18 protein-coding genes are annotated in these 16,385 nt (G+C 69.0%); 13 read left to right on the top strand and 5 right to left on the bottom strand.

Going from position 1 to position 16,385, the window contains the following annotated elements; genetic code table 11:
- Positions 1-57 precede the first annotated feature (57 nt).
- The 9 genes from JEQ17_RS28190 to JEQ17_RS28225 all read left to right on the top strand — a co-directional run bounded on the left by JEQ17_RS28190 (position 58) and on the right by JEQ17_RS28225 (position 7,250).
- On the top strand, positions 58-1,134 hold the full coding sequence (locus JEQ17_RS28190; RefSeq protein ID WP_325176289.1) for an LCP family protein: 1,077 nt from the start codon (positions 58-60) through the stop codon (positions 1,132-1,134).
- A 100-nt stretch (positions 1,135-1,234) separates the two neighbouring features.
- Positions 1,235-1,417: a helix-turn-helix domain-containing protein gene (locus JEQ17_RS50735; protein WP_325176290.1), complete on the top strand. Its 183-nt coding sequence runs from the start codon at positions 1,235-1,237 to the stop codon at positions 1,415-1,417.
- A 21-nt stretch (positions 1,418-1,438) separates the two neighbouring features.
- Complete coding sequence (locus JEQ17_RS28195) at positions 1,439-2,041, top strand: DUF5753 domain-containing protein (RefSeq protein ID WP_325176291.1); 603 nt, start codon at positions 1,439-1,441, stop codon at positions 2,039-2,041.
- The gene (locus JEQ17_RS28200) at positions 2,035-2,226 is read left to right on the top strand and encodes a DUF397 domain-containing protein (protein WP_200397782.1); all 192 of its coding nucleotides are present in this window, start codon (positions 2,035-2,037) and stop codon (positions 2,224-2,226) included. Before JEQ17_RS28195 ends, JEQ17_RS28200 begins: the two co-directional genes overlap by 7 nt.
- A 244-nt stretch (positions 2,227-2,470) precedes the next feature.
- On the top strand, positions 2,471-3,325 hold the full coding sequence (locus JEQ17_RS28205; protein WP_200397783.1) for a hypothetical protein: 855 nt from the start codon (positions 2,471-2,473) through the stop codon (positions 3,323-3,325).
- 59 nt (positions 3,326-3,384) lie between these two features.
- The gene (locus JEQ17_RS28210; protein ID WP_200397784.1) at positions 3,385-3,963 is read left to right on the top strand and encodes a Uma2 family endonuclease; all 579 of its coding nucleotides are present in this window, start codon (positions 3,385-3,387) and stop codon (positions 3,961-3,963) included.
- A gap of 163 nt (positions 3,964-4,126) precedes the next feature.
- Positions 4,127-4,483: a YciI family protein gene (locus tag JEQ17_RS28215; protein ID WP_200397785.1), complete on the top strand. Its 357-nt coding sequence runs from the start codon at positions 4,127-4,129 to the stop codon at positions 4,481-4,483.
- A 41-nt stretch (positions 4,484-4,524) separates the two neighbouring features.
- The gene (locus JEQ17_RS28220; protein WP_200397786.1) at positions 4,525-5,844 is read left to right on the top strand and encodes an RNA polymerase sigma factor; all 1,320 of its coding nucleotides are present in this window, start codon (positions 4,525-4,527) and stop codon (positions 5,842-5,844) included.
- Positions 5,845-6,098: 254 nt separating this feature from the next.
- On the top strand, positions 6,099-7,250 hold the full coding sequence (locus JEQ17_RS28225; protein ID WP_200397787.1) for a dipeptidase: 1,152 nt from the start codon (positions 6,099-6,101) through the stop codon (positions 7,248-7,250).
- A 133-nt stretch (positions 7,251-7,383) separates the two neighbouring features.
- On the opposite strand, the gene JEQ17_RS28230 is transcribed toward JEQ17_RS28225, so the two are convergent.
- On the bottom strand, positions 7,384-7,749 hold the full coding sequence (locus JEQ17_RS28230; protein WP_200397788.1) for a VOC family protein: 366 nt from the start codon (positions 7,747-7,749) through the stop codon (positions 7,384-7,386).
- Positions 7,750-8,015: 266 nt separating this feature from the next.
- On the opposite strand from JEQ17_RS28230, the gene JEQ17_RS28235 reads away from it, so the two are divergent.
- The 3 genes from JEQ17_RS28235 (at position 8,016) to JEQ17_RS28245 (ending at position 10,060) form a co-directional block, all read left to right on the top strand.
- Positions 8,016-8,441 (top strand): peptidase inhibitor family I36 protein, encoded by a 426-nt coding sequence (locus JEQ17_RS28235; RefSeq protein WP_200397789.1) that lies wholly within the window; start codon positions 8,016-8,018, stop codon positions 8,439-8,441.
- Between the two features lie 7 nt (positions 8,442-8,448).
- Positions 8,449-9,423, top strand: coding sequence for a hypothetical protein (locus tag JEQ17_RS28240; protein WP_200397790.1), 975 nt, complete (start codon positions 8,449-8,451; stop codon positions 9,421-9,423).
- Between the two features lie 136 nt (positions 9,424-9,559).
- Entirely contained in the window at positions 9,560-10,060 is a 501-nt protein-coding gene (locus tag JEQ17_RS28245; protein WP_200397791.1) for a CGNR zinc finger domain-containing protein, read from the top strand.
- Between the two features lie 440 nt (positions 10,061-10,500).
- Here JEQ17_RS28245 and JEQ17_RS28250 read toward each other — a convergent pair whose 3' ends face one another.
- Positions 10,501-11,844 (bottom strand): UDP-glucose dehydrogenase family protein, encoded by a 1,344-nt coding sequence (locus JEQ17_RS28250; RefSeq protein ID WP_200397792.1) that lies wholly within the window; start codon positions 11,842-11,844, stop codon positions 10,501-10,503.
- A gap of 223 nt (positions 11,845-12,067) precedes the next feature.
- Between JEQ17_RS28250 and JEQ17_RS28255 the strand changes: the two genes are divergently transcribed.
- On the top strand, positions 12,068-13,240 hold the full coding sequence (locus JEQ17_RS28255) for an acyl-CoA dehydrogenase family protein (protein WP_267924799.1): 1,173 nt from the start codon (positions 12,068-12,070) through the stop codon (positions 13,238-13,240).
- A gap of 119 nt (positions 13,241-13,359) precedes the next feature.
- On the opposite strand, the gene JEQ17_RS28260 is transcribed toward JEQ17_RS28255, so the two are convergent.
- The 3 genes from JEQ17_RS28260 to JEQ17_RS28270 all read right to left on the bottom strand — a co-directional run bounded on the left by JEQ17_RS28260 (position 13,360) and on the right by JEQ17_RS28270 (position 16,325).
- Entirely contained in the window at positions 13,360-14,256 is an 897-nt protein-coding gene (locus tag JEQ17_RS28260; protein ID WP_200397794.1) for a hypothetical protein, read from the bottom strand.
- Positions 14,257-14,393: 137 nt separating this feature from the next.
- On the bottom strand, positions 14,394-14,783 hold the full coding sequence (locus JEQ17_RS28265) for a peptidase inhibitor family I36 protein (protein WP_200397795.1): 390 nt from the start codon (positions 14,781-14,783) through the stop codon (positions 14,394-14,396).
- A gap of 273 nt (positions 14,784-15,056) precedes the next feature.
- Positions 15,057-16,325, bottom strand: coding sequence for an LCP family protein (locus tag JEQ17_RS28270; RefSeq protein WP_200397796.1), 1,269 nt, complete (start codon positions 16,323-16,325; stop codon positions 15,057-15,059).
- Positions 16,326-16,385: the final 60 nt, after the last annotated feature.

The following is a 16,385-nucleotide window of genomic DNA, read 5'->3' on the forward strand; positions in this document are numbered from 1 at the left end:
CTAGGAAAACCGGGAAGTGGTTCCTCGTTGTAATAATTCGGACTTACGTTCCTCTCTGTGAGCGGAGAAGACGAGCACGGGGGCGGGGGCGCCGCGACACCCGGCGCGGGGCGGCAACTATCCAGACGGGCAAGGCTGTTGAGGGCCGCGGGAATCGCGCTCGGCTGCGCCCTGATCGTCTCGCTGGCCGGCGCGGCATGGGCGTACTGGCATCTGAACCAGAACATCAAGAGCGTCGACATCGACAGCGCGCTGGGCGACGACCGCCCGGCGAGGGCGATGTCGACGCCGAGCCCCTACGGCGCGGCCTCCCCCTCCCCGCTCCCGAGCGGCGCGCTCAACATCCTGGTCCTCGGCTCCGACTCGCGGGACGGCAAGCGCAACAAGGAACTCGGCGGCGGCAGCAGCGGCGGGGCCCGGTCCGACACCGCGATGGTCATCCACCTCGACGAGGGCCGGACGAAGGCGACCGTGGTGAGCATCCCGCGCGACACCCTCGTCACGCGCCCCTCCTGCCCGCGGGAGTCCGGCGGTTCGACATCGGTGTCGTACGGCGCGATGTTCAATACCGCGTACTCGGTCGGCGGGCCCGTCTGCGCGGTCAAGACCGTGGAGTCCATGACGAACGTCCGCATGGACCACTACATCGAGATCGACTTCGCGGGTTTCGCCGATCTGGTGGACGCGCTGGGCGGGGTCACGGTGACGACGGACGAGGACATCTCCGACGAGGACAGCCACCTCGAACTGGAGGCGGGCACCCACCACCTCGACGGTACGAAGGCGCTGGCCCTCGCGCGCACCCGGCACGGCATAGGCGACCAGAGCGACCTCGGCCGCATAGGTCTTCAGCAGCAACTGGTGAAGGCCCTGCTCGACCAGGTCGACTCCACGAACCTCCTCACCAACCCCACCCGCCTCTACCGCGTCGCCGACGCCCTCACCGACAGCCTCACCACGGACACCGGCCTCAACTCCCTCACCGAACTGATGAGCCTCGGCCAGAGCCTGAAGGCCCTCTCCTCCAGCACGACGGAGACCGTGATGATGCCGGTGGTCCCGGCCCCGTCCGACCCCAACCGGGTGGTGGCGAACGAGCCGGAGGCGAGCGAGCTGTGGGAGTCGTTGCGCTGAGGCGCTTCCAGCCGGAGCTGCCCGATCCCCTTCACCTGCCGTAACCTCGAAGTGACCATTGATGCACACAGCGTGGTGTGCACAGGTGGAGGTGGGGTCCTTGAGTGAGCAGTCGCCGATCGCGTGGAGGTACTGCGGCCACCAGTTCAAGATGTGGCGGCAGGAGGCGGGGGTCAGCCGGGAGGATGTCGGCAAGGAGTCCAACTACTCGCCGGACACGATCACTTCGTTCGAGCGCGGGGTGCGCCGACCGACGGCCCGACTGCTCGACATCGGGGACTAACTGTTCGGCGCCCGGGGGAAGTTGAAGGCGGCGGCGCAGTATCTGGAGCCGGAGAAGTTTCCGCCGCGCACGCAGGACTTCATGGACTGTGAGGCGGACGCGATCGCGTTGCAGTCGTATCAGACCCTGCTGATGCCCGGTCTGTTGCAGACCAAGGCGTACGTGCAGGCGTTGCTCAACGCCCACTATCCGCCGTTGGACGACGAGACGATCGAGAGCCGGGTGGCCGCCAGGCTGGAGCGGCAGCAACTGTTGTTCCGCAAGCCGACGGCGTATTTCGGCTTCGTCTTCGAGGAGATCGTGCTCCGGCGTCCGGTGGGTGGATCGGCGGCGATGAGGGAGCAGTGTCGACGCCTGCTGGAACTGGGGGAGTTGCGCAATGTCTCCGTCCAGGTGCTGCCGACCGACCGGGGTGCGCATGCCGGACTCAACGGCCCCATAGTGCTGATCGAGACGCCCGAGCGCGAGCATTACGCGTACGAGGAAGGGCAGGCAGTCAGTGTGCTGCACTCGGGTTCGAAGGAACTCAGCGATCCGACGCAGCGCTTTGGCATGATCCGTACGCAGGCCCTCAGTGCGGAGGAGTCGGCGCGGTTCATCGGGAAGGTGGCTGACGAGTGGTGAACACCGAACTCTCCTGGTTCAAGTCGAGTTACAGCGGCACCGAGGGCGGGGACTGCGTCGAGGTCGCCCTCCGCCCCCGTACCGTCCACGTCCGGGACTCGAAGCTCAACCCCATCGATGATCGCCCCGAGTTGACCGTCCCCGCCTCCGCGTGGGCGGAGTTCGTCGCGCACGTCGGGGCTTGAGCTTCGGGGGTCGGGATTCGAGACCTTTTTAGTGAGGAATGGGTGGGTGGCTCAACCCGCCCTCCCTCCCTTGTGCCCCGCCGAGGCGGGCTCAAGTGACGCCCGGGCCAGGGGAGATGACTTTTCGTGATCGGGTCGCGGCGGAGCGTGGCGGGCGTGTAGCGTGCGCCCAAAGAAATGACCCCCGTGGGTGTTAGCGCACCGCGCGGGGGTCTGACCAACTAGATCGAGGACAAGTCGATCCATGGCTACCGCCCAGCTTAGTGCTGCCCCGCGCCCCTCCGCCCATCCCATGGCCAATCCGGGGTACGGGAAGAAGTCCGCGCCCGACCAAGAGCCCCGTACCGGGCGGGACTTCGTACATCTGCCCGCTCGTGAGGCGTCGATCGCCGGGTATCTCGACCGGCTCGACGACGAGGCGGACATGTCCATCAAGACCCTCGCCAAGCATCTGCCGTACGGGCAGTGCGCCATCGGGACCGCCCTCAACAACCTCTCCGCGGCCGGGCACCTGCGGCGAGTGCGCCGGCCCGTCACCGTCGACGGCTGTCCGCGCTGGGTGTGGCACACCTTCTTCTCGCGTGCTGCGCGTGACGACGCGTGGTGGAGTGCCTTTCTGGCCGGGGAAGCGCCGGTCACCGAGCCCTCGCGGGCGGTGAGGTCGGCCGCGCACGGCTTGCTCGCGCGGCTCGGCCGTATCGACGCCCGGCTCACGCTGTCCGCCGCCGAGTGTGGCGTGCTGGAGGAGCAGGCCGCCGAGTGGTTCGCGCGGGGTGCCGGTGAGGCGCAGCTCGTGCAGGCGGTGATCGCGGGGCTTCCGGAGCGGGTGGCGCATCCGTACGGGTTCGTACGGGCCCGGCTGCTCGGCAAGCTGCCGCCGGAGCCGGTCGAGACGTGGGCCGCGCGCTACGAGGTGGTGTGCACGGCGTGTGGTGAGCCCGGTGAGGGGGGTGAGATGCGGGGCGGGTTGTGCGGGGGCTGCTGGGGTGCGCGGCCCGGCCTCGCCGCCGATCAGGTTCGCGCCCGTGCGGGGCAGGTGCGTGCCGCCCTTCGGACAGGGCGGCCTACGGAGAGTACAGAGAACGGAGCACGCGCATGACGACGTTGCAGCACGGTCCGCCTGTGACCGGGGCAGGATGGAGGGGAGGAGGCGACGCCATGACCCCCAGCACTGCCGATCAGCCCCAGATGCTCGTCGAGGAATTCGAGGAGCTCGCCCGCAATGCGCCCGAGCTCGTGCAACTGGAGTTCATCAACGGAAAGGTCGTGGTCAAGCCCGTGCCGGACGGCAACCACAGCGAGATCATCGTGTGGCTTCAGGAAGTGTGCATGCAGCATCGCCCTGATCTCCGGCTGTATGCCGAGCGGGAACTCAAGATCGAGGAGTACCGCAAAGGGCGGGCCAAGCCGGACGGCGTTCTGGCTCCTCGCAGGCACTTCGTCGGGACGGGCGAGTGGGCCGAGCCGGGCGGTGTTCTGATGACTGTCGAGGTCACCTCCCGTGATCGGGACACGAACCAGCGCGACCGCGTCGACAAGCCACACGGCTACGCGGCCGCGGAAATCCCCGTCTACCTTCTCGTCGACCGGGACACGAACAGCGTCACCGTGTACGCCGATCCGGAAAAGGGGGAGTACCGCTCGGTCACCAGCCGGGCCTTCGGTGTCGCGATCGACCTCCCGGACCCCGTCGGTTTCACCCTGGAGACCGACGAGCTCAAGGAGTTCGCCTACTGACGTGACCTGGTGACCTGCGGAAACGGGGCCGTCGGAGAACTTCTCGAAGAGATCCCGAAGAAGTTCGGCGAGCGTGTCGATCCCGCTGTCCGCCGTTCGACGCACAGGTGAAAGGGAAGGTGGGACGAGCCCCGCCCCCGTACCGAGAGACTCAGGAGTCACCATGCCCCGCTACCTGTCGATGATCCGGATCGATGAGCAGAACGCGCCCGCCGAGGGGCCGAGCGACGAGCTCATGGCGCGGATGGGGGAGCTGATCGACGAGATGACGAAGGCCGGGGTGCTGCTGGACACCTCGGGGCTGAAGCCGACCGCGGAGGGGACGCGGGTGCGGTGGGAGGGCGGGGAGATGTCCGTCACCGACGGGCCGTTCACCGAGGCCAAGGAGGTCGTCGGCGGGTACGCGATGCTGCAGGCCAAGGACAAGGCCGAGGCCGTCGAGTGGACCAAGCGGTTCCTCCAGATCCACGAGGCCCACTGGACGGTGACCTGCGAGGTTCGGGAAATCGTCGAAGGCTGAGCCTTGGACGGATGGCCCAGGGGGGTGTCTGATGGTGGAGCGTGACACCAGAGTCAGAGACAGGGCCCGGGGCAGGGCCTGGGGCAGGGGCGACAGGCGGTCCTGCCCCCGCCCCCGCCCACACCATTGAGACCGTCTTCCGTATCGAGTCGCCCCGCATCATCGCCGGGGTCGCGCGCATCGTGCGGGACGTCGGGATCGCGGAGGAGCTGGCGCAGGACGCGCTGGTCGCCGCGTTGGAGCAGTGGCCCCGGGAAGGCGTGCCCGGCAATCCCGGGGCCTGGCTCATGGCCACGGCCAAGCACCGGGCCATCGACCTCGTACGGCGGCGCGAGCGGTACGCGCGCAAGCTCGTGGAGATGGGGCGTGACCTGGAGGCGTCCGCGCCGCACGGGCACCTCGACGAGCCGGCCGATCCCGACGACATCGACGACGACCTGCTGCGACTCGTCTTCACCGCGTGTCATCCCGTGCTGTCCGCCGAGGCCCGTATCGCCCTCACCCTGCGGCTGCTCGGCGGGCTGACCACCGTCGAGATCGCCCGCGCGTACCTCGTCCCGGAGGCGACCGTCGCCCAGCGCATCGTGCGCGCCAAGCGGACGCTCGCCGCGAAGGCCGTCGCCTTCGAGGTGTCGTACGGGCCCGAGCGCGAGGCCCGGCTCGGGTCCGTACTCGAAGTCATCTACCTGATCTTCAACGAGGGGTACGCGGCCACCGCGGGCGACGACCTGCTGCGCCCCGCGCTCTGCGAGGACGCCCTCCGACTCGCCCGTGTGCTGGCCGAGTTGATGCCCAAGGAGCCCGAAGTGCACGGGCTGGCCTCCCTGTTGGAGATCCAGGCGTCGCGGTCGGCCGCGCGCACCGGGCCGTCGGGCGAGCCCGTGCTCCTCAAGGACCAGCAGCGCTCCCGGTGGAACCGGCTCCTCATTCGCCGCGGGTTCGCCGCCCTCGCCCGTGCGGAGGCCGTGTCCACGGGTGGCGGGCGCGGGCCGTACGTTCTGCAGGCCGCCATTGCCGCGTGCCATGCCCACGCCCATTCGTACGAGGAGACCGACTGGGGGCGGATCGCCACGTTGTACGGGCTGCTGGCCGCCCGGACTCCGTCTCCGGTCGTCGAGCTGAACCGGGCTGTCGCCGTGTCCATGGCCGAGGGGGCCGGGGCCGGGCTTGTCCTGGTGGACGCGCTGGTCGGCGAACCGGCCTTGCGGGGTTATCACTTGCTGCCCAGTGTGCGGGGGGATCTGCTGGTGCGGCTCGGGAGGGTGCGGGAGGCGCGGGGGGAGTTCGAGAGGGCGGCATCTTTGACGCGTAACGAGCGGGAGCGGGGGCTTTTGTTGGGGAGGGCGGAGGAGTGCGGGTAGCTCCGCCGGTTCGCTTCGCTGGGCGGGCGGTTCGGAGTCTGCGGGTGGGTGGGGGCTGGTCGCGCAGTTCCCCGCGCCCCTTACGGGGCCGTGGTTGCCGGAGCCAGTCAGGGGATTCAAGGTGCCGCGCCCCTTATGGGGCGCCCCCGGGGCGCCGGTGGTGTCGCTCGAACGGCTCATCCACCGCGAGGCTCTCCGGGTGTCGTGGCACGGTGGGGATACCAGTCGCCACCACCGGACCCGGGAGCGTCGTCATGGCAGATCTGCAGGACGAACTGCACGCAACCGCCGAGGTCGGCGAGCTGGATCGCCCCGATGTCGAGGGGGAGTTCGAGTCGGATGTCCTTGAGGACGAGCATGGGCTCGCAGTCGACGCCGGACCCGAGGGGGACGCGGCCGACGACACCCTCGTACGCGCGCACGCCCTTCTCGCCGCCCACCCCGTCGCCGACGGCTACAGCGGTCTGCCGTGGGCGCTGCGGCACCTGCCCTGGTACGACCTGGAGCTCGGCGAGAGCACGATAGACACGGATGTGCCCCGGCTGAGGGAAGGGCACGTGGGGGCGTTGTTCTGGTCGCTGCATCTGTCCGAGGGCCTCGTCGGTGAGCGGGCCGTCGGGGCCACGCTGGAGCAGCTCGACCTGGTGAGGACCGTCGTGGAGGCCCATCCCGAGGGCCTGCGGATGGCACACAGCGCGGCGCAGGTCACGGACGCCAGGAACTGTGGGCGGGTCGCCGTGCTGCTCGGTCCCGCGGCCGCCGCCGCGCTGGACGACTCGCTGGGCATCCTGCGCGCGCTGCACTCCCTCGGCCTGCGCGTCCTCACCCTCTCCGGCGCGTCCTGGGCCGGCAAGAACGGGCTGACCAGGTTCGGCGAGGAGGTCGTACGCGAGACGAACCGCATCGGCGTACTCGTCGACCTGTCCGGCGCCTCCGACGCGACCGTCCGCCGCGCGCTCACCATCTCCAAGTCCCCGGTCGTCTTCACCCGCTCCGCCGCCCGCGACCTGCGCCCCCACCCGGCGAACCTCCCCGACGACGTGCTCGTCGAGCTCGGCGCCACCAAGGGCCTGTGCCTCGTGCCGCTGACCGCCGAGCAGACGGGCCCGTCCGTACGGGACGTCGCGGACCACCTCGACCACGTACGCGCGCTCGCGGGCCCGGAGTGCGTGGGCCTGTCGGGGACGTACGACTCCGGGGCCGCGCACCCCCAGGACCTGTCCGACGCCTCGGGATATCCGCGCCTCGTCGCCGAACTCCTCGGCCGCGGCTGGTCCGAGTCCGACCTGGCGCTGCTCACCTGGGGCAATGTCCAACGCGTCCTGCGCAGCGCGGACTTCACGGCTCGCGCCGCGCGCAGCCGGCGGGAGCCGTCCACGGCGAAGATCGCCGAGCTGGACGGGTAGCCCAGCCCCCCGGGTCGTTCTTCGGCTGCGGGTGGGTGGGGGCTGGGCGCGCAGTTCCCCGCGCCCCTCAAAAGCGCCGGCCTCGGCCCTCGTTCAGTCTCAGCAGGCGCACGGTCTCAGGTGGCGCACAGTCTCAGGTGGCGCAGAGGCAGAACGGGTGGCCGGCCGGGTCCGCGTACACCCGCCAGCCCCGCTCCTGGTCCCCCGTTTCGAGGACCTTCGCGCCCAGCGCCAGGATCTCCTTCTCCGCCGCGTCCATGTCCTCGACCGTCAGGTCCAGATGGAACTGCTGGGAGCCGTCGGGCGCGGGCCACTTCGGCGGTACGTGGCCGGGGGCGGCCTGGAACGCCAGCGTCCGTCCGCCGGGCAGCCGCAGGTCGACCCAGTCGGCCTCCCCCTCGGCCTCGACGGTGCCGCCCAGCACCTCGGCGTAGAACGAAGCGAGCGCGCGGGGGTCGGGACAGTCCAGAACGACGGTGCCCAGTGTGGCGACAGCCATGACTTCCTCCTCGGTCGTTACCTCTAGATGCAGTCAACCAGTAACCGTTACCGCATGCTGCCTCAATGGAGGTAACAGTGCAAGGGCGGGGACGGAGTGGGGAGGGGGTGGGGCGGGAGTGGGGTGAGTGTCTTGGTGGCGACAATCTCGATGGACGTGACATGTACCCCTCGGGTAACTTTCCGGCGGGGGTTTGATCACTGATGCCCCCTCAGCTTTCACTGATCCTTCGTTTTCTTTCGCATCTCGTCTCAGGGGGAATGTTGATGAAGAAGTCACGGCTCGGCGCGCTGGCGATGACGGGCGCCGCCACCGTCGCCATGATGGGGCTCGCCACCGCCCCGGCCCAGGCGGGCACCGCGGGGTACAACCTCTGCGCCCAGGCCACGAGTTCCGTCTACAACTCGCTGTGTCTGTACTACAACTCCAACCAGGAGGGCTCGTTCGCCGCGTTCACGCGCAACGTCGCCGACCTGGAGCCGTGGATCTTCGGCCACATCGGCACGCCCAACAGCGCCGGCCAGGGCCAGGGCGTCAAGAACAACGCGGCCAGCGCCGCCAACCCGGGCGACAACTGCTGGCGCGTGTACTTCAACAGCAACTACGCCGGTGCCAGCGACTACATCGGCGACAGCGGATACCGCCAGCTCATCCACACGTACAACGAGAACGCCTCCGTGAAGGCGTGCTGACGAACCGATGAGACGACCACTCCCGCGGGCCACGTACTCCGTGGTGCTGATGTCCGCCCTCGCCGCGGGACTGATCAGCGGCTGCTCGACCAGTGGGACGCCGAGCGACTCGGAGCCCTCCGGCTCCGCCGAGGCCCAGGTCCGGGCCCCGGCCTCGGCCGAGTCGCTCGGCTTCACTCCACGACGCCTCGATCTCCCCGTGTACGACTACCAGTTGAGCCCCGCGCAGTACGCGAAGGTCGCCGAGGCGAAGCAGATCCTCGTCGCCGCGTGCATGAAGCGGTACGGATTCTCCTGGAGCGCCCCGGCACCCACGGTTCCCCGCCAGGACCGCAGGTACGGGGTCATCGATCTCCGCGCCGCGCAGCGGTACGGCTATCACCTGCTGCCCACGGACAGCTCTGCCACGGCGGCGCCCGGAACCGCGGCCCGTTCCAAGGAGGAGTCGGCCGCCCTCACCGCGGGACAGCTGCTCGACGGCGACACCGGCGAGTCCCGCCTCGCCGCCGGGTACGACGCCCCGGTGAAGCAGGTCCGCGGCAAGGCGGTGCCGCCGGGCGGCTGCGCGCAGGAGGCCGAGCGGAAACTGCTGGGCCGGGACGACCTGCGGTCCGAGGCCGGGGTCGTGAGCCGGATCAACACCGAGTCGTTCGGCTCGTCCATGAGCACCCCGGCCGTGAAGGCGGTCTTCGCCAAGTGGTCCTCGTGCATGAGGAAGGCGGGGTACGACTTCGCGGACCCGCTCAAGAGCATCGGGTCAGCCGATCTGAACGTACCCGCCGCGCCCGAGGCCGAGACCGAGCTCGCGACCGCGGATGTGAAGTGCAAGGAGTCGGTGGACCTCGTCGCCGTCTGGAGCCGCGCGGAGACGTCCATCCAGCGCACGATGATCAAGAAGAAGGCGTCGGCGACGGCGGCACAGCGCGCCGACAACACGACGCGGCTGCGCAACGCGGCGGAGGTCGTCAAGAAGTCCGGGTGACCGACCGGCCACGGTCGACGGTGGCCGGTGCTGACCAATGGCGGTGCGTTGAGCGGTTCGGGACGACTGCGTGCGTGGGGCGGTCCGGGGTGGCCGCGGTTACCGTATGGCCGCCGCCGGAGGTAACGTCGCCGGTATGAATGACCGCGCGCCCGCACCCGGCGGGCTGGCACTTCTCCAGTCCCTGGTGAACACCCTGGACATCGAGTCGGGTGCCGACTCCCTGGACACGGTGGAGGGGCGCGCCGGGCTGGGCCTGGCGGAGGCCGACGTGGAGGCCGCGCGGGAACTGCGTGAGTCGCTGCGGGCCGTCTGTCTCGCGCACGCGGGCCATCCGGCACACCGGGAGGTACGCCCCCTCGACGAGCTGCTCGCCTCGGCCCCGCTCGTCGTCACGGTCTCCGCGGCGGACGGCTCGGCCACGCTCCGGCCGGCGGACCCGGCGGTCCTCACCTCCCGGGTCGCCGCGGCCGTCGCCGAGTCCCTCACCGCCGGCACCTGGCTCCGCCTCAAGGCCTGCGAGGCACCGGACTGCCACTGGGCGTACTACGACCGCAGCCCGGCGGGGCGTGGCCGCTGGTGCTCGATGTCCGTCTGCGGGGCACGGGCGAAGATGCGCCGCTATCGCGCGAAGTAGACCGTTCCCGGACTTGTGCCGGCCCGACCCTGCATGCGTATGGGTCGGCGCCGCGGGAGTCGGTGCCGCCTGGACCACTGTCCGGGCCGTCATGTCCGGGTGCACGGTGCAGTAGTACCCGTACGCCCCGGCCGTCGTGAACGTGAAGCTCCAGCTCTGCCCCTTCTGCGGGATGGCGACCGGACCGGAGGTGGTCTTCACGTCGTGCGGGGCCGGTCCTGGTTGGTCCACTGGACGGTCTCGCCGAGCTTGTTGCCCATGATGTCGACCTGGTGGTCGGCAGCGGCGGCTGCGGGCGCCTGAGCCGTGCTCGCCGCCGTGTCGGTCGTGGTGCCGGTCGTCGACGCCGAGCCCGGCGACGAGCAGGGCCCGGTTCCCGGCCGGCGCCCGGCGGTGCCGTTCGCCGGTGTCTCTACTGCGCAGTGCAGGGCATGTGCCGATCAGGCGGCCGGTCGGCCCATCGCCCGGTACGTCCAGCCCGCCGCCCGCCACACGGCGGGGTCGAGCGCGTTGCGGCCGTCCAGCACGACGCGGTCCGTCACGGCCTCGCCGAGCGCCGCCGGGTCCAGCTCGCGGAACTCGCTCCACTCGGTGAGGTGCAGGACGGCATGAGCGCCGCGTACGGCCTCCGCGGCCGTCTCCGCGTACGCCAGGGTCGGAAAGAGGCGCCGGGCGTTGTCCATGCCCTTGGGGTCGTAGACCGTGACCTGGCCGCCCTGCAGATGAATCTGCCCGGCGACATTCAGCGCGGGCGAATCCCGGACGTCGTCGGAATCCGGCTTGAAGGTCGCGCCGAGCACCGCGATCCGCTTCCCGAGGAACGATCCGCCGCCGAGTGCCTCACGCGTCATTTCCACCATCTGGCCGCGGCGCCGCATATTGATGGAGTCGATCTCGCGCAGGAAGGTGAGCGCCTGGTCGGCGCCCAGTTCACCGGCGCGTGCCATGAAGGCGCGAATGTCCTTGGGGAGGCAGCCGCCGCCGAAGCCGATGCCCGCGCGCAGGAACTTCTTGCCGATCCGGTCGTCGTAGCCGATCGCCTCGGCGAGCTTCACGACGTCGCCGCCGGCGGCCTCGCAGACCTCGGCCATCGCGTTGATGAAGGAGATCTTGGTGGCGAGGAAGGAGTTCGCGGCGGTCTTCACCAGCTCGGCGGTCGGGAAGTCGGTCACCACGAAGGGCGTGCCCTCGGCCAGCGGCGTCGCGTACACCTCGCGCAGCAGCTTCTCGGCGCGCTCGCTGCGGACGCCGGCCACGATGCGGTCGGGGTGCAGCGTGTCCTGGACGGCCAAGCCCTCGCGCAGGAACTCGGGGTTCCAGGCCAGCTCCACGTCCTCGCCGGCGGGGGCGAGCCCGACCAGCGTGCGGCCCAGCCGCTCGGCCGACCCCACGGGCACGGTGGACTTGCCGACGACGAGGGCGGGGCCCGTCAGATGGGGTGCGAGCGAGGCGAAGGCGGCGTCGACGTACGACATGTCGCACGCGTACTCGCCGTGCTTCTGCGGGGTGTTCACACAGACGAAGTGGACGTCACCGAACTCCGCGACCTCGGCCCAGTCCATGGTGAACCGCAGCCGCCCGCTGGACCCCTCGATACCGGCGACGTGCTTGGCCAGCAGCTCTTCGAGTCCCGGCTCGTACATCGGGACCTCGCCCCGCTGGAGCATCTCGATCTTCTCGGGCACGACGTCGAGTCCCAGCACCTCGAACCCGAGCTCGGCCATGGCGGCGGCGTGCGTGGCGCCGAGGTAGCCGGTGCCGATCACGGTGATCTTGAGGGCCATGGATGCTCCAGTAGGTGTCCGTCAGGTATCCGTCAGGGGTGCGCCTGCAGTGCGCCTCGAGTGCGCTGACCGAGCATAGTCGGGGCTTGTTCGAGTGCTTCACCGGGCAGTTTTCCTCTTGTCGCCAAGCTCACGTATCACTCCCGTGGGCGGGCCCCTAAAATTTGAGTTACTTAACGGTAATTAGCGTCAGCATCACAGCGTCTTTGGAGCGTGAGAGACCTTGGCCGGATCGGCTGATTTCGACCTGTACCGCCCGTCCGAGGAGCACGACATGCTCCGCGACGCGATCCGCTCACTGGCCGAGGCGAAGATCGCGCCGTACGCCGCGGCGGTGGACGAGGAAGCCCGTTTCCCCCAGGAGGCTCTGGACGCCCTGGTCTCCTCCGACCTGCACGCCGTGCACGTACCGGAGACGTACGGCGGTGCAGGCGCCGACGCGCTGGCCACGGTGATCGTGATCGAGGAGGTGGCGCGGGTCTGTGCCAGCTCCTCCCTGATCCCCGCGGTGAACAAGCTGGGCTCGCTCCCGGTGATCCTCTCCGGCTCCGAGGACCTGAAGAAGAAGTACCTGGGCCCGCTGGCCAAGGGTGACGCGATGTTCTCGTACGCCCTCTCCGAGCCGGACGCGGGCTCGGACGCGGCGGGCATGAAGACGAAGGCGGTCCGCGACGGCGACTTCTACGTCCTGAACGGCGTGAAGCGCTGGATCACCAACGCGGGCGAGTCGGAGTACTACACGGTGATGGCCGTGACCGACCCCACCAAGCGCTCCAAGGGCATCTCGGCCTTCGTCGTCGAGAAGTCGGACGAGGGTGTCTCCTTCGGTGCCCCGGAGAAGAAGCTCGGCATCAAGGGCAGCCCGACGCGCGAGGTCTACCTCGACAACGTTCGCATCCCGGCCGACCGCATGATCGGCGAGGAGGGCACAGGTTTCGCCACCGCGATGAAGACCCTGGACCACACCCGCATCACGATCGCGGCCCAGGCCCTCGGCATCGCCCAGGGCGCCCTCGACTACGCCAAGGGCTACGTCCAGGAGCGCAAGCAGTTCGGCAAGGCGATCGCCGACTTCCAGGGCATCCAGTTCATGCTCGCCGACATGGCCATGAAGATCGAGGCCGCCCGCGCCCTGACGTACCAGGCCGCGGCGAAGTCGGAGCGCGTCTCTGCCGGAGGCGGCGAAGGGGACCTCACCTTCCAGGGCGCCGCGGCCAAGTGCTTCGCGTCGGACGTGGCGATGGAGGTCACCACGGACGCGGTCCAGCTCCTCGGCGGCTACGGCTACACCCGCGACTACCCGGTCGAGCGCATGATGCGCGACGCCAAGATCACCCAGATCTACGAGGGCACGAACCAGGTCCAGCGCATCGTGATGGCACGGAACCTGCCGTAGGGCCCGCCGTCGGCCCGCATGCCGTGGCCCTCCGCCCCTCGGCGGAGGGCCACAGCTGTGTCCGGCCCTTCGGAAGCGGTACGCGCCGACGCACGGCCCGCCGGTCGCTCATCGGCCGTTCATCCGCCCCGGGCGACGATCTTTTCTGCTTTCGCCAGGATCCGGGCCTTCCGCGCGTTCGCCTTCTCCAGGGCTGATCGCTGCCCGGCTATTTCCTTGTCCTGGATCCTGGTCTCGGCTTGCTGCCATGTGCGGATCAGACGGGTGGATTCCTTGCAGGCGTAGTCGGCGGCCGCGGTGAGCAGTTCCTTCCCGCCGGGTTTCGGAGAACTCAGATCGGCCTTCGAGAGCGCCTGCAGAGGGTCCGTGAACGAATAGCCCTTCTTGGCCATGCACCTTGACCAGTCGGCGGTGACCGCCTTCACCTTGGGATCCTTCAGGGACTCAGTGAAGCTTTTGCCGCTGATCTGCCGGGCGGCAGGGGAATCCATGGGGTGGCCGCCGGTGAGTTCCTTCTGGGACACGGCCAGGCAGCCCGAAGGACCGCTCATGGCGGCCTCCTGCCGGGCCGAGGTCTTCGGAGGCGCGGTGGTGTCACCGAGCCATGTGGGAGGGAGGTGATAGCCGTAGGTCAGGACGTCGGCCTTTACGATCGGCCCATAGCGTCGCGCGACCTGATAGGGGTCGGGATCGCTTCGACGACCTGTCTTGCCCGTCGTCTCCTTTATCGGCGGCACGTTCCGCTTCTGCAGGCACGTATTGAGCAGAATGATGGTGGCGGGCTTGATGGCCGATATCTCGGCCGGCACCAGAAGATACTTCTGCACGGGCAGCGGGAGCGGATTGGCGTCGACGCCGGAGGACGGCTCCGCGCGCTCGGTGGTCTCCGTGGTCTCGGTGGGCGCCGCCGCCCGGGGGGCCCGGTCGGGGCGGTCCCCGGAAGCGGAACAGGAGGAAAGCCCCAGCAGGGTGGCTGCGGCGCAGGCCGCGGTGACGATGTTCCTGACGCGTCTCATGATCTATCGATTCTTCGATCGCTCGACAGCCCGTGGCGAACCGCGGGCTGCTCTACAAAGCATCCCGGCCCTGACCGCGGAAATCAGTCAGGGCCGGATCATGGCTCACCGGCAGGGCCGGATCATGGCTTACCGGATTACGGGCAACCGGCCTTCAGAGAGGCGTTCTCGTTGTACGTGTACCAGAGCTGCCCGTAGGAGTTTCCAGCCAGCCAGTCGACATTCCCGCCGTAGTTGCTGCTGTAGTAGACCCACATGGAACAGTTGAGGCCGTTGATCTCAGCCGACGCCGCGTTGTTCTTCACCGTCTGTCCCGCACCGGAACCAGAAGAGTCGAAGCGGTAGTTGGCGAGATTCGGTATCGCAGCCGTCACATTGGCGTTGTTCTTGTCATAGGCGACGCTGAACTTCGCACCGGTCTGGCCGGAGTTGAAGTAGAGGCATACGTGACTCGAGGCGCACCGGCCGGTGCTCCCCTTCGTGTCGGACGAGTTGTGCGTGTCGGCGAACGCAGTACCCTGCGCCACCCCCAGGAGAGTCGCCAGAAGTGCGGCGCTTCCGACGAATGCTCTCTTTGCCTTCACTGCAGACCTCCGTTGTCATGTACGCGCAAATGCGCTCACAAGATCGTAAACTATCGATTGTGGTGATCGGCGTCAACGGATTAGAAGTGCGCTGACGTATTTATGGCCGATCTTGACCGAGTCCGGTGGCCCGTGGACCTGGGGCATGACTGAGGGCACCCCCTCGGGGGTGCCCTCAGTTCTGGATCTTCTGGATCGGTGCCCGGTCGCGCGGGGTCAGTTCCCCGACACCGTCACCTTCTCGTCGTTCTTCAGCTCGTTCACCAGGGTCTTGACCTTGGCGGTGTCCCACTGGAGGTTGCCGTTCGCGGAGTTGCCCGAGATCGGCATGTTCATCGACTTGCCGTCGCCGCCGGTGATGCCCTTCATGGCCCAGAACATCGAGGCGAGGTCCCAGAGGGACATGTCCTTGTCGACGGTGAGGGTGTCGAGGCCGGCGCCCATGGTCGGGTAGAGCTTGAAGGGGTTGAGGACCGTGGACGGCGTCGCCGTCTGGCTCGCCAGGGCCGCGAGGAACTTCTGCTGGTTCTTCGTACGGTCCAGGTCGCTGTTGGCGAACGCGTACCGCGTACGGACGAAGGCGAGCGCCTCCTCGCCGTTCAGGGTCTGCTTGCCCGCCTGGAAGTCGGCGCCGGACTTCTTGTCCTTGAACGCCTTGGGGATGTCCAGCTCGACACCGCCCACCGCGTCGACGATCTTGGCGAAGCCGGCGAAGCCGATCTCCGCGTAGTGGTCGATCCGCAGTCCGGTGTTGGCCTCGACGGTCCGCACGAGCAGCTCGGGCCCGTCCTCCGCGTACGCCGCGTTCAGCTTCACCTGACGGCCGGTGCCCGGGAAGGTCTTGCCGGACTCGGAGCCCACGAACGTGGGGATCGTCACGTTCGAGTCGCGCGGCAGCGAGATCATCGTGTTCCCGTTGTCGCCGACGTGCAGGATCATCATCGAGTCCGTGCGCTTGCCCTCGGCGGATCCCGTGCGGAGCTTCTTCTTCTCCTCGGCGGACAGACCCTCGCGGCTGTCGGAGCCGACGATCAGGTAGTTCGTGCCCTCGCCCGCGTCGGGCCGGTCGATCACCTTCGACAGGTCGACCTCGCGCTTGAGCTTCGAGTCGGCCCAGAAGTACGTGCCCACGGAGACCACGACCAGCACGGTGACCACCGTGATCGCGGTCCACTTGATCCGCTTGCGCCAGTTCGGCGCGGGCCGCGGACCCCGTCCATGGCCGCCGGGAGGATCCTGCGGACCGCCTCCGCCCGGCGAGCCGTACACCTGTCCGGTGTTGTAGCCGCTGTCGTAGGCGTCCTCGCCGTAGCCGTCCGTGTACGTCGGCTGGGGCGGGATTCCGCGCGACGGCGCCGAGGGGCGTGGACCGGCCCCCGAGCCGCGCTGCACCTGCCGCATCACACGGGCGCCCTCGGGCTCGGCGCCTGCGCTGCCGCGGCCGTGACGGTCGCCGCCGTTGTGTCCCTGGGGCCAATCGCTCATGGGCCCAGTGTGCAGGGTCCCACTGTGTGCCATACAAGAGTCTTCGGAAAATCGCACCAG

It is taken from the genome of Streptomyces liliifuscus (assembly GCF_016598615.1).
Classification (GTDB): domain Bacteria; phylum Actinomycetota; class Actinomycetes; order Streptomycetales; family Streptomycetaceae; genus Streptomyces; species Streptomyces liliifuscus.